This is a genomic window from Paraburkholderia sp. RL17-347-BIC-D (genome assembly GCF_046027915.1).
Taxonomy (GTDB): Bacteria; Pseudomonadota; Gammaproteobacteria; order Burkholderiales; family Burkholderiaceae; genus Paraburkholderia.
The window spans coordinates 54,657-68,063 of sequence record NZ_JARESS010000023.1 but is presented as its reverse complement, the minus strand read 5'-3'; the positions used below and the strand labels follow the sequence as shown (position 1 = coordinate 68,063).

Here is a 13,407-nt window from a genome sequence, read left to right as displayed (position 1 = left end):
GTCTCAAGAGTTTCATTCACCAAGGGAATACGTATGAAAATCCGGATTGAAGCTGAACGATGCAAGGGTCATCAGAACTGTGTTCGCGCGGCCCCTCAGTTGTTTGAAGTGAGCGAAGATGGTTCTACGCAGCTGAAAGGATGTGGTGAAGTGCACGAATCACTCGAGGAATCCGCCCTGCTCGCTGCGGACAACTGTCCCGAGTTTGCGATCGAAATTGAGGATGACCTTCCGCCCAGCGAATGATGTGGCGCATTCAATTAGATGTCCCGTTACGAGACTATCGTCATGAGTGGCGGCTTCGAGGATGCATGCGGTTAGCTCATGAGAAATTGCAAGTGTGGGCGGATGATTGACCTCAAGCCGCCCCCGCCCGAGCAGTTACGCGCTGTGAGATTCTGCGACCAATAGTCGCGGTGTTGTGCCAAATATTCTTCCAATCAGGACGTCAGGAGACAAGAAGTGTTCAATCAACCTATCAATCGGTGGTGGACGGTAGTGGCCGGCGCAATGGGCGCAGCGGTCGGATCCGGAGTGGTCGTAGTCTTCGCGCTTGGCGTGTTCGCAAAATCTATCGCTAGCGAATACGGATGGTCTCGGTCGTCCGTGTCTTTGGCCCTGACGGCGTTTGCCATCACCTCGGGGTTTGGCATTTTTACCCTTGGAATGGCGATCGATCGACTAGGTTTGCGCCGGGTGGCCATTATCTATGTCGCGCTTTTCGGTTGCGCCATCGCAACGGTCCCATTTGTCGGCCCTCATCTTGGCCGTTTCATTGCCACGTTCGCAATCATGGGCTTGTTTGGATCTGCCGCCACCGTCATGCCGTACGCCGTTGCCGTCTGCGCCTGGTTTAACCAAAAACGTGGTCTTGCACTTGGGCTGGTGAATGCGGGTACCGGTGTCGGTGCGGCTTTGTTGCCTTTGTATGCACAATTTCTGCTCCGAAACTATGGATGGCGAGTTGGATATTGGGGCGTCGCGGCAATGGCGGCAGCAGTGGCGATCTTCGGTGTCTTGGCCTTTGTGCGTTTACCAGAAGCCTACGAAGAGGAGCGCCGCGCGATGAGAATGGAACGTGGACACACATCAGATTCGCTTCGAACGATAATGACAAAAAACGGCACCTTCTGGTTGATCGCATTTGCCATATTCGTAGTCTCAGTCGCAACGTTCGGCGTAATATCCCAGATTATTTCATTGGTAACCGACCGCGGGCTTACGGCAATGGAAGCAACAACCATTCTTTCCACCGCTGGCATCGGCTCACTCCTGGCCAGACTGGTGGTCGGGTATACATTGGACAGAGTTTTCGCATCCTATGTTGTGACTGGCGTTTTTGCAATTGCGATGGGTGGCATGGCACTATTGATCGGCGCAAAGTCAGTAGCGGTTCTGACACTAGGTGCAGTGATGGTTGGCATTGCCGCGGGTGCAGAGGGAGATATTCTGACTTTCCTTGTCAGCCGCTATTTTCCGCTCCGCTCGTTCGGCAGTGTCGCTGGCGCCATTTGGCTCACATGGGCGTGGGGCGGCGCGTTGGGCACCTACCTTCTTGCGCTGAGCTTCGACCTGACACACACCTACACCATTGCAATAGTCGCCTACATTGCGGCACTTGCCGTCGGCATTGGAGCGATTCTTCAGCTTGGCCCATACGTGTTCCCGCAGGAGCGCGGGGAAGTCAGACCGAGGGAGAAGATGGCGCCTCAAAAAGGCTTCTGATGGCAGTTAGTCTGAATGTGCACAAATCTGCACATTCAGACTGTATTTGCGGCGGCAACGCCCCCACCGCGGGGCGCAACTTGCCGCCACCAAAGGTACCTTTCCTACTCCGGGTGGCGCGCCAATGCTCGCGCACCATCTCTCTGCACGGTGCATGGCCGCCGCACGCGGCCAAACGCCGTCACGCCGACCAGCACCAGCGGTGCGACCGCGAGCAGCGGATGCGGCAGTTGCTTCGATTCGACGCGTTCCGGTTCGTTGAACAGATTCGTGCCGTAGCCTTCGTCGGTCGCCATTGGCGCGCGGCGGCGCCATCCCAGATACGTCAGGCCGACCACGATGATGAACAGCGAACCGATCACGCCGAGCGCGGGCGCAGCCCAGGAGGTCGTCTTGAAGAAGGTGGTCGGGATGATGTTCTGGATCTGCGGCGTCCGCGGCAGCGAATCCATCGTGAACGAGAACGCGCCGAGCGCGATCCCACTCGGCATCAGGTGTTTCAGAATATTGCTTTGACGGTACAGCTCGGCGGCGAACGGATAGACCACGAACAGCGAGACGCCGCCATAGGTGAGCAGCGCGCACACCGCGGCGATCGCCGCATTGGCGCGCGAGCAGCCGATATAGCGAATCGCGGCGGCCACGATCGATTCCGAGAAGCCTGACAGTTCGATGACCTTACCGAACACGGCGCCCAACAGGAACACCGGGAAGTAGAGCTTCACGAAGCCGACCATCTTCTCCATGAATATGTCGGAGAAGACCGGCGCTAGGATCGGTCAGCAGCAAATGTGAATAGCCGCTTGAACACTTAACCTGCTTCCAGGCCGGCGGGTGACGGTGGTACATGTTTACCCGAAAGAGCACTCGAATGCTTGATACCCTCCACGTTAATGCACTATTGTACATGGAATCTAGAGTGCGCATGGAGAGGTAGGGCCAATCGCGGAACAGGTTGGACCGGTCGGAACAATGGCTTTCGGGCCGGCCAATCGCTCGCGATAACATCCGAACATGAATGATCAAAACGTAGCAGCGTTCGACGCGTCGAAGACCACAGGCAATGAGTCGCTCCTCAGGTAGCGGTCGTTTCTGGTGCCGCAGTCGCCGGCGAGATCTACGCAGGCATCCTTCGATCGTCAGAAAAAAGCCTTGATCGGTGATGCGGACGTGTGTTCGAAAAAGCGTGCCAGTGTGACGATTACAACGACAGTCACCGAAACAAAAAGAATCCATGGTGATGATGGAGTCGATGCACTAGCGTATGAAAGCGGTAGCGGTGCGAGGAGACATCAATATGCAAAAGTTGGCGAACAAGACCCGTAGAGACTATCTCGCGGGGGCCTTGATGCTCTTGATCGGATTGGGCGCGATGCTGCAAGGTACGACATACCACGTCGGCACGTTGACCGACATGGGACCTGGTTTTTTCCCGGTTGCGCTCGGGGTGATCATGGCGTTCGTGGGAATCTCCATCGTTATCGTAGCGAAGGTTGGCACAGCCCCAAAAGATGAAGAAAAAAGGCAGCGTCCAGAGTGGACCGCTTGGGCTCACATCCTCGCCTCCATCGTCGCATTCGTTGTACTTGGGAAATACGGCGGTTTGGTGCCAGCGACGTTCGCTCTGGTGTTCATCTCCGCCTTAGGAGATCGCAAGAACTCCTGGAAGAGCGCACTCGCCCTCGCCCTCGCTATGGTGTTGCTGGCCGCGGTTGTGTTTCGATGGGCACTCCAACTGCAATTTCCGCTGTTTTCCTGGGGCTAAACGATGATCGGACAGTCTCTCATTGACTTGTGGCACGGGTTTGGTGTTGCTCTCGACATCCATAACATCGCATGGTCTTTCTTCGGCGTGTTAATGGGTAACCTGATTGGCGTCCTACCCGGCATGGGCCCCCTCTCAGCCATCTCGATCCTGCTACCGCTAACCTATGCGATGCACCCAGTTCCGGCCATTCTGATGCTAGCCGGCATTTTCTACGGCTCGCAGTATGGCGGTGCGATCGGCGCGATTCTATTGAACTTGCCATGCCATCCGCCGCACGCGGTGACCTGCCTGGACGGTTATCCACTGACCAAGCAGGGCAAGGGTGGAACGGCGTTGGGCGTGACCATGATATCGTCATTCTTTGCCGCTTCGTTCGGCATCCTGATAATGATCTTCGCATCGCCACTCCTGGTGAAAGTCGCCTTTAAGTTCGGGCCAACGGAGCTCTTTTCCATCATGTTGCTGGGCCTGATTGCTGGCGGAACGATGTCGCGCGGTTCGCCGCTGAAAGGTGTTGCGATGACCGTCTTCGGGCTGCTGCTGGGAGTGGTTGGTACAGACGTCAACAGTGGAGTCATACGCTACACGTTCGGCTTGGGTGAGCTCTCAGATGGCATCGAACTCGTGGCAATGGCCCTCGGTTTGTTCGGCGTGGCCGAATTCCTGCGCAACGTGAACCGTATGCAAGAGGTGGGCAGCGACAGCAAGCTGAGTTTGCGTGACATGCGCCCAAGCAAGGCTGAGCTCAAGCAATCATTTTTCCCAATGTTACGTGGCACGTTGATGGGAACCTTGTTCGGCGCGATGCCCGGTACGGGGCCCACAATCACCACGTTCCTTGCGTACGCGGTTGAGAAGAAAGTCTCCAAGACTCCCGAGCGATTCGGCCATGGCGCCCTTGAAGGTGTGGCCGCACCAGAAGCGGCCGCACACTCGAAAACCCAGGTGGACTTCATCCCGACCATGAGCCTCGGCATTCCAGGTGACCCGGTAATGGCGCTGATCCTCGGTGCATTACTTATTCAAGGAATCCAACCTGGCCCTCAGTTAATTACCGAGCATGCGGACTTGTTCTGGGGGCTGATCGCCAGCTTCTGGGTCGGTAACATACTTCTGGTGGTGCTCAACGTGCCGTTGATCGGCATCTGGGTAAGACTCCTGCGAGTGCCTTACCGATACCTGTTTCCGTCTGCATTGTTTTTTATCGCGGTCGGCGTGTACAGCACCAACAACAGCCTGTTCCAAGTGGCAGAGGTGCTTGTGTTCGGTGTGATCGGCGCAATCTTCCTCGCGCTCGAATTCCCAGTCGCGCCCATATTGCTCGGCTTCGTGCTTGGTCCGCTTGCCGAGGGATATTTCCGACGCTCGCTGCTGCTTTCACGGGGCAGCCTCTTGGTTTTTGTCCAGCAACCGATCAGCGCAGTCTTCATCGGGATATCCGCGCTGCTGCTGCTCGCCCAGATCGGCTTCGCCCTTCGCCGCGCCATCCGAAACAAGCGTGCCACGAAACAGGCGCTGGCTGCGACACGGGCACGGTACACGTCAGGAACGCACCGGCGAACCTGAACCATATTAGATCCCTGGGAACGCGCAATAACAGGACCGGCTTTGCCCGGAACAGGTTGCAAAATGTGCGACTTTCGGACACCGCGAAGGCGTTTGAAGTTAAAGTCGGTGCCAACGGCGCCGTGCGTGACATCTAACGTAGTCGTCTTCGCCAGCTAGTTGACGAACTGCACGAATGCCCGTCAACGATCCCTGTCGCAGCGCAACCGTTGGCTCAATGCTGCGCTAGACACCGAACAGCCGTCCCCCGGAGCTCCAACTCAATACGCGGCAGGGATTAGCAATCTGATGAGTGCTGCGGCGCAGCTTCGCTTCACGCTCGGGATGCGCAAACGGTCCGCATAAATTTTCGCAGGCCGGCTTGCGCCGGGAGTTGACGTGCCCACCTCTGACGGCGAAGGCCGCTCCCGAAGTTCCGGCTCTCCTAGCCAAGTGCGTTCCTAAGTAGTGGAAATTTCGGTCAACAGCCTCGCAAAAAAGAGCAGGCGTCGCCCTCGTCAATACCAGCGACGCAAGGTGCCCACCACGACACCCGGTTGGCCCACCGCTTTGCCAACCGATTGTGACCCAACCAGCATCCGCAAAAATGCACCTAGTGTAGAAAATCCTCATCTGACCATCAAGCCTGGATTTCCTCCCTTCTACAACTCGCCGCCTAAACCCGTCGCGCCCCCCGGGCCCGAACAACGGTGTGCGGCGACGGAAGCAGCAAAGTAGATCGGTACATGTTTGAGTTCGCTGTTATGAAGGGCGTGCCGTCGGAACGAACGGATTCAGCGTCGACTTCAATTCAGTAAAGATTTGTCCATCGCTGCAGGTCTTTTTCGCTAAGACGCCTTCTGACTAGTCCCCTCTCTAGGGGTACTTCTGGACAGACTGGCGCTTGACAAGCATAAGCCAGCGCACGAAAATGGGTCATCCATTAGATTGTCTACAACAACTGTTAAGGATATCTATGAATTATCATTTAATTCCAGCTGGCCCTCGGTAAAAACCCTTTCTTCTGTCCCGCGCTCGCGCGGCACGCACCGCCCTATCCTGGAGAAATTATCCGGTTGTAAATCAAGTCCTGCCCCTCTAATTCAAGAGAAATCCCCGCCTCTCAGAGGCTCCTGCCGTGGATATCATTTATGGTAACTGCATACGCAACCGCCGCTAGCACGCAGCATGTTGTCAACCCGATTGCTCGACTAGACCGGCTTCGCACCACCCGGCACCACCTACTCTGGATTCTACTTTTGGGACTCGGCTGCTTTCTCGAGACTTTCGACAACATGGTCTTCGGTTACCTCGCTCCATCAATCCGGGCGCAATGGGGTCTCTCGATTGCACAGGTGGGCGTAATTAGTTCGGCAGCATTCCCTGGGATGATGATCGGTGCACTCCTCGGCGGACGGCTTTCCGATCAGTTCGGTCGAAAGCCCACGCTAGTTGGGGCTACGGTTTTGTATTCTGCCGCTAGCCTATTGTGTGCGTTAGCCCCCACAACTGGAGTTTTGTTCGTTGGACGATTTCTGACCGGAATCGGAGTGCAAGCTACCATCTGCACTGTCTTGGTTTACACCAGCGAAATGTTCCCGCGACTATCACGAGGTCGCTTCTTTACCACCCTCATCTTTTGCGCCGCTGTGGCTATACCCGTGACAGGGTTCACAGCTGCCGCAATAGCGCCGTCGAGCGCTGGCGCTTGGCGTTGGGTCTTCGCCTTGGGTTCCACAGGTTTAGTCATAGCGATCGCCATCGCAGTCCTTCTCCCTGAAACAGTCCGGTGGCTCACGATGAACAACAGGGAGAACGAAGGCGAAGCGATAGTCGAGAAGCTGGAGGAACAGGACCGTCGTCGAGGCGAACTTGCTCCTGTCCTACCGATTCCAGCCGAAGTCAAGCATGGAACGTTTCGGGAGCTATTCAAGCCGAGGTACGCGAAACGCCTTGTCGTCTTTACGCTAGCCTTCAGCGGGTCCTGTTTCGCTCAATATGGTTTTCAAGCTTGGGTGCCAACTATTCTGGTGGGTAGCGGAATGAGCCATTCGCTAGCTCTCCACACCGCGAGTGTTATTTCTCTTGGCACTCTCTTGGGCAGCCCTGCTCTATTTTTTGTGTCCGACCGGATCGAGCGTAAGACCGCCATACTCCTTGGGGCTCTTTTGACGGGCGGCGCATACGCAGCCTTTGCTCTTGCGAACAATCCGACGGCAGTCATCATCTCCGGCGCGATCGCATTTATGGGGCTGACTGCCTTGGTAACCAGTTTCTACAACATCATTCCCGAAGTCTTTCCCACTGAAGTACGAGGAGTCGCGACAGGCGTAGTGAATGGTGTTTGCCGGCTTGCGGGCATCGCCTCCAGCCTCGTCGGTGCATCCATGTACGAAAACCTCGGAACCGGACCAATGTTCCTTATTCTCGGTGCGAGTGTTGCTCTTGCCGGGACTCTGGTTTTCGTTTTCGGTCCGCGCACCACCGGCTGCTCCCTCGAGCACATTTCCGCAGAGCCGCCAGAGGCGATGACATGCGCCATCGGGCATCCGCCCCATGTCGAACGCCGATGAGCTTACCTTTCCCCGCTAACTTAATGGCGCACAAACCTGCACAGGCAGATTGTTATCGCAGGGGTAACGGTGGTCCCTGCTGAAGGGGACGGCATTGCCGCCGTCGCCCGTGGTACCTGTCGCACTCCGGCGCGGCTTGCCGCCCCGGGTGGCGAGCCACTGCCCGCGGACCACACCTCTGTACGCTGCATGAACGCTGCGCCAGGCGGCCACACGCGAACCCCGGCTTTTCCTTGCAGGTAGCTCGAGGGCGTGATGGCCTCCCCGCACCGGAACACGGGGAACCGTGCCCGCGCGTGGCAGACGTTCAGTCAACTTCTGTCCGCGACGGGCGATGGCACCCGCTGCGGCAGCGTGCACACTCCAGCCCCGTCGCGCTGCGTATTTCACCGCACCGATGGTCGACGTATAGGCCGGGTCAAACAGGATCAGTTCGACACCTGCCCAGAAGCACTTCGCCTCGAGCCGTTGCCGGTATTTCGCGTAGAGCAGCCCCGAGCGCATGCGCGCTCCCTTTGGACTGAGCTGCGCCATCGCTTTCTTCTTTGCCGTGAAGTCGAGATCCTCCGCGACGATGGGTTTCAGTTCGTCGTTCGCCCATGCCACGGCCTTCTTCAATGCATCGGAGAGCGCGGCCTCACGCTGGCCCGACGTGGCGTCTTCGCGAAGCAGCGCAAAGCGTTGCGTACGGCGCAGGTTGCCAGACGGGTCGGTCTCCGTGACTGCCAGATGATCGACATTAAAGTCGATCCCGACGACGCCGTACTGCGCGCCCAGCGTGACGCGGCGCGCCCGCGCGTGGTTGAACGAGACGAATGCCCGCCAGTGGCGTCCGTCCCAGTGCAGACGCCAGCTCAGGGCGGTATTCGCGGCGAGCGCCTCATCCAGCGCTGCACGGTCGTGGTTGAATGTCACACCGCTGATGACAAGATGTTTCCGCTCGCCCCTGTGACGCAGGCAATCGGGCACACGAACCTTGAGCTGGTAATGACCGTCTGCCGTTTGCCGCAGCTGGCACAGCTGGTTTCCCGTCGTCTCGTCCTTCGAACCGACGCTCAAACCTGGCGAGCTTCGCCAACTTTTAAGAGCCGCATCCGACATATCCACAAAGATACCGGCTGTAGAACGCGTTTTTAAACGCGATTATCAAGTTTACACAGACGCGGCGCTTACTGCTGCAAACCACGGGCAGTGACCTAGACTACTCACAAAAAAGGGCTGTAACGGCCGCCACACACTGGAACGGCTGCCCGCGTTCCGGTGCGGGTTTGTCGCCGCCCCTCGGGCTACCTCCACGAAAAAATGCGGTATTCGCATGCACTTGTCACTGTTGCCCGGCACGGCGTTCATACAACGCACAGACGCGTGTCTCACGAACACTAGCTCGTCACACGGAACGTCCAGGCACCCCCGGAGTGCGACGAGGGCACCCTTCGTCACGACGGCAACGTCGCCCTCAGCAGCAATAGCACCACCGCGAATACAACTCACCTGCGCAGATTTGTGCGGCATACAGCTGTCGATGGTCTATTCAAACGCCTACCGCTCCCCCTGGCGCTTGACAAACATACGTCATCGCACGACAATGGGTCACCCAATATATCGCGCACAAAAACTGCAAGGGATACCTATGAACCAGCTCAGCCCACTCGTCACGTATCTCGCTCGAGACGGTCGCGCTTACATCACACTCAATCGCCCCGATAAGCTCAATGCGCTAACGCAAGAGATGATCGATACGCTCGTAGCTCATGTCGCGACAGCTGAGCGCGATGACGATGTTCGGGTAATCGTCTTCCGTGCCGAAGGAAAGAACTTTTGCGCTGGTCACGATCTGACCCAGGTCGACGCTGAGTACGGATTTACCGGAAAACCGGGTGAACGTCGTCCCAGCCAGCGAGCTCGCCTTCACGCAGACAAACGGCATCTGGAGCAATTTCGCAACCTCTTCTATTGCGTCAAACCAACGATTGCACTCGTGCGGGGCCACTGCGTAGGCGCAGGTTTGCATCTGGTCGAAACTACAGACCTCGCGATTGCATCAAGCACGGCTCGCATAGGTCATCCTGAGCAAAAGATGGCGCTTGCCGGTGCAGCGTATATGACAGCATGGAATATCCTTGCTGCCGGTCCCAAAAAAGCACGCGAACTCCTGTTGATTGCAGAGCAGCTCACCCCAGAAGCTGCCATGGGAATGGGGCTTGTCAACAAAGTGGTTCCTGATGAGGAATTGGAGGCGGCCGGTGAAGACTGGGCCGACCGCATCGCACGCCTGCCGAGGGACGCGATTGCAATCGGCAAGGCCGCAACGCATCTGGCTCTGGATTCACTGGGCATGACAAGCCAGTTTGCCCACGGCTACGTTATGCATGCGCTAGGAACAAACATTCGATACGAGTCGGATGAACTGAACTTTGCAAAGGCGCGGCGTGACAAGGGCGTGCGCGCAGCGGTTCATATCCGGGAAGATCGTTACGACGAAAAGAAGGAGAGCTAGTTCGCAACGGTGGTGTTAGGTCGGTCGTGGCATCTGACCACAACTAACAGGGTCTGTCGAATCTGACGGCGTTGCGGTGACTGGTGAAGGTGCCAACAACATGCATAGGCGCACGAGCCATAAAGCCACTCGCCGAGACGAACTACTGATACGGACCCTCGGGACCCCTGAGAATGACGCCTTAGCGGCATTGCTTAGCGCCCCGTGCAGAACAGCGCACTGAATGCCTGAAGCGGTAGATGAGAACGGTCGCCCAAAGAACCGCAATACCCACGAAAAGGATGCGACGATGATCACGGTAGAAACCCTTTCCGATCTAAAAAGTCATGTCGGAGAGGATCTCGGATCCAGTGATTGGATGTTGATCAACCAAGAGACAATTAACAGGTTCTCGGAGATAACTGGAGACCGGAATTGGTATCACATCGATGCGGATCGGGCGCGACACGAACTTCCAGGGGGACGCACAATCGCGCACGGCCTGCTTACCCTATCGTTGATACCGGGCCTCGCTTCACAGATTGTGCGGGTCTTGAATCACGGAAGAGCGTTAAATTACGGTCTAAACAAAGTCCGCTTTCCGACAACCGTTCCAGTAGATTCGCGGTTGCGATTGAAGATGACCGTCGCCGGAGCCAGATCGGTTACCAATGGATTGATGCTTACCCGTCTCTACACGATGGAACTTGAGGGCTCGCAAAAACCAGCGATGATTGCAGAAATGCTCACTCTAATTTTTGACCAACCGATCTCGCGCTCCCACGAGCGCTTGCCCTTGCGGAGACCTTGACCGGCAAGAATGTTATCGGCGCACCAGAGCTGACGTTATCGCCATTGTCGCTGCCGCGGCAAGCACGGAAGGGACAGCGATTACTTGACATCGGTGTCGTTGCAAGCGCCGCGGAAAGCCTTTGTAGCTGGAGACCCGGTCGTAGCGGTTAAGTCGCCACTCTGCGGACGCAATCGCTTCCCCTGTGAAAGGCAATCCACAAGCGCAGATTTTGGCGCCTTGTTGACGGTAACAGTTACAGAATGGCGGCATCAACGTCGAAACCGGTTCCTGAGCAATCTCGTCGCCAAGTCTCACGATCGCAACGGTTTGACTCGTGCACAGGTCCCCCGCCAGGGGGACTGACTGAGCCGCAATTGACCATTATCCTAACCCTTGTCTCTTATCCAGACGCAGTCGTATGAGTTCGGTTCGGAGGAACTCCAAACGAATTGCTGCGCGGATACGGACATCGAAATTTTTAGCGTCATGCTGGTGAAATCGACAATTGAGACCATAGATTGAAATGGAAGATTGTGTCGATGGACAAGAAACTGACCGTCGAAAGTGCGGGCGAACGAATACTTAATGCGAGACAAGTCCCCGAACGTGCTATGAACACCGTGAGAGCGGGGTAAAGACGCCGCCGATTGTCTCACAACAGGCAGCATTCTTTCACATCTACTCGCGACATAGGCTACGAAACGTATCGGGCGATTATGAACCGAACCCGTGAGGGATCGGACATACGAGTTCATCCCACACTCGGCGCGTCCGTCCAGCGCACCGAAAGATTGTTCCAAATTGGTTTCGACGGACCGGCTCAAATCCGATGTTTCACCATACGAATACTGGAGGCGGTACAGCTCGCGTTCTCGACGAGGCTGGAATTACCTTCCTTATGGAAGAAAGCGCCCCGCTTGGCCCTATCGAGACACGGAGGTGCTTTGGATAAAGGCTTAATGCAATTCCCGTCAAGCCTTATCGGAATGTGCCGCAGACCGGATTCTGCAGGAATTTTCATCATATGCGAATGCTGGAGGGACCTGCATGAACAACCTTTCACACAATGGCAACCCTCATCTACCACGCAACACTTAATGGATTTTAGGAATACCTAAGGCACAAATCCACAATCAGTGTCTGTCGAATAGTCAGCAAACGCATATGCAGAAAATTCGCTCATTCTGTTCAGGGTTTATCCGGATGGAGATCATATCTTAATCAGAATTGGTGATTGTGCGTATCCCGGGTTCGCTGCTCCCGAGAACACCGAGTTGACTAGCCAGCTCTTGAAGATGGACTAGAAACCCGGTCGCGAGACGGCGACCATCGATAAAGCTAGGGAGATGCTTGCCATGTAGTTGGTCGAGTTGACGTGTAGCCTGTGAGAACTGCTTCCGGGGTCCGCGTTCTCGGCATGAGCTAACTTGTACTCCAGCCAAATTCGCTGTAAATCAGGATCAGTTCGCTGCGCACCAAGTGTACAAACCGCATCAAGAGGACTGCTAGAGCATGAGAGCTATTCAACGCAACATACGCGGGAAACTATCCAATAACGAGAGGTCCTACGGTATCGCTATTCAGCTGCCGTGCCCAGAGATCGTCGAGATCGTCGGCGCGACGGGGTATGACTTCGCGTGGATTGACGCGGAACATGGATGTTTCAGTCTTTCCGAAATTCGTGACCTCATCCGGTCAGCAGATGCTTTCGACATCGACTCCATCGTGCGTGTACCGAGCCACGACGTGACCTTCATACAGCGAGTTCTCGACCTTGGTGCGACTGGAATTCTGGTGCCGCACATTCGTACCGTAGAAGACGGCATTGCGGTCGCGGCTGCCACGCGGTACGGGCCGTCTGGTACGCGTGGTGCCTGCCCCGGCACGCGCGCGGTCGGACACGTGACGGAGGATTGGGTTTCGGACTATCAACGCGCTGACCAGGACGTTCTTATCTTCGGACTGATCGAGGACTTGGAAGGGATGGAAAATGTCGATGCAATTGCTCGGGAATGCGGCTTCGATGGATTGATGTATGGCCCTTTCGATCTCTCAATGGCGCTAGGTCTAAAGGGAGATGTAACACATCCCACGGTGCGAAAGATGCACGATCGTGTGATCGAAGCTACTCGGGCGGCCGGGATCGAGTATGTTGCATCCAACGCCTCATGGGAATCGGATCTAGAGGCAAGCGGCGCTCGCATCATCGCCGTTGCCGGTGATCGCTTCGCCCTTTTCAATTCCTTCCGACAAGGCCTCGCAGATGTCAAGTGCCGGTTTTCGACTGAAGGTAATGACACCAGTCAGGTCTGAAATTTAGGCGCAGGCTTGACGGGTCTGCAGAGGCTTCTTAACTCACGCGTGAGCACTGGCGCTTATACGGATGCATTGGACGCCGTTTTCCGGTGTACTGACCGAATGAGAGGCGACGGAATTCAGAATTGCTAGCGAATTGTTCTGCACAGAGCCAACCGTTTTCTTCAGCTCGTTACTCTTGAAACCTATAGTGCAATCTCGTGCTCACGAG

9 protein-coding genes and 1 pseudogene are annotated in these 13,407 nt (G+C 56.3%); 8 read left to right on the top strand and 2 right to left on the bottom strand.

Annotated features, from left to right (window positions below; genetic code table 11):
• The first annotated feature begins 33 nt into the window (after positions 1–33).
• Positions 34–246, top strand: a complete 213-nt coding sequence (locus tag P0D96_RS27415) for a ferredoxin (protein ID WP_408316516.1) — start codon at positions 34–36, stop codon at positions 244–246.
• Positions 247–462: 216 nt separating this feature from the next.
• Entirely contained in the window at positions 463–1,725 is a 1,263-nt protein-coding gene (locus P0D96_RS27410; protein ID WP_408316514.1) for an MFS transporter, read from the top strand.
• A 173-nt stretch (positions 1,726–1,898) separates the two neighbouring features.
• Here P0D96_RS27410 and P0D96_RS27405 read toward each other — a convergent pair.
• A pseudogene (locus P0D96_RS27405) lies at positions 1,899–2,498 on the bottom strand (GntT/GntP/DsdX family permease); the annotation flags it as partial.
• A 524-nt stretch (positions 2,499–3,022) separates the two neighbouring features.
• Between P0D96_RS27405 and P0D96_RS27400 the strand changes: the two are divergent.
• From P0D96_RS27400 to P0D96_RS27390, 3 genes are all read left to right on the top strand, one after another.
• On the top strand, positions 3,023–3,490 hold the full coding sequence (locus P0D96_RS27400; RefSeq protein WP_408316512.1) for a tripartite tricarboxylate transporter TctB family protein: 468 nt from the start codon (positions 3,023–3,025) through the stop codon (positions 3,488–3,490).
• Positions 3,491–3,493: 3 nt separating this feature from the next.
• The gene (locus tag P0D96_RS27395; protein WP_408316510.1) at positions 3,494–5,059 is read left to right on the top strand and encodes a tripartite tricarboxylate transporter permease; all 1,566 of its coding nucleotides are present in this window, start codon (positions 3,494–3,496) and stop codon (positions 5,057–5,059) included.
• 1,130 nt (positions 5,060–6,189) lie between these two features.
• On the top strand, positions 6,190–7,611 hold the full coding sequence (locus P0D96_RS27390; protein WP_408316508.1) for an MFS transporter: 1,422 nt from the start codon (positions 6,190–6,192) through the stop codon (positions 7,609–7,611).
• Positions 7,612–7,626: 15 nt separating this feature from the next.
• Here the strand turns inward: P0D96_RS27390 and P0D96_RS27385 are convergent, their stop codons facing one another.
• A complete protein-coding gene (locus P0D96_RS27385) occupies positions 7,627–8,670 on the bottom strand; it encodes a hypothetical protein (RefSeq protein ID WP_408316506.1) in 1,044 nt (347 codons plus the stop codon).
• 571 nt (positions 8,671–9,241) lie between these two features.
• On the opposite strand from P0D96_RS27385, the gene P0D96_RS27380 reads away from it, so the two are divergent.
• The 3 genes from P0D96_RS27380 (at position 9,242) to P0D96_RS27370 (ending at position 13,193) form a co-directional block, all read left to right on the top strand.
• Entirely contained in the window at positions 9,242–10,108 is an 867-nt protein-coding gene (locus P0D96_RS27380; RefSeq protein ID WP_408316504.1) for an enoyl-CoA hydratase/isomerase family protein, read from the top strand.
• Between the two features lie 223 nt (positions 10,109–10,331).
• A complete protein-coding gene (locus tag P0D96_RS27375; protein ID WP_408316502.1) occupies positions 10,332–10,898 on the top strand; it encodes a MaoC family dehydratase in 567 nt (188 codons plus the stop codon).
• A 1,494-nt stretch (positions 10,899–12,392) separates the two neighbouring features.
• A complete protein-coding gene (locus tag P0D96_RS27370; RefSeq protein ID WP_408316500.1) occupies positions 12,393–13,193 on the top strand; it encodes an HpcH/HpaI aldolase family protein in 801 nt (266 codons plus the stop codon).
• Positions 13,194–13,407 lie beyond the last annotated feature (214 nt).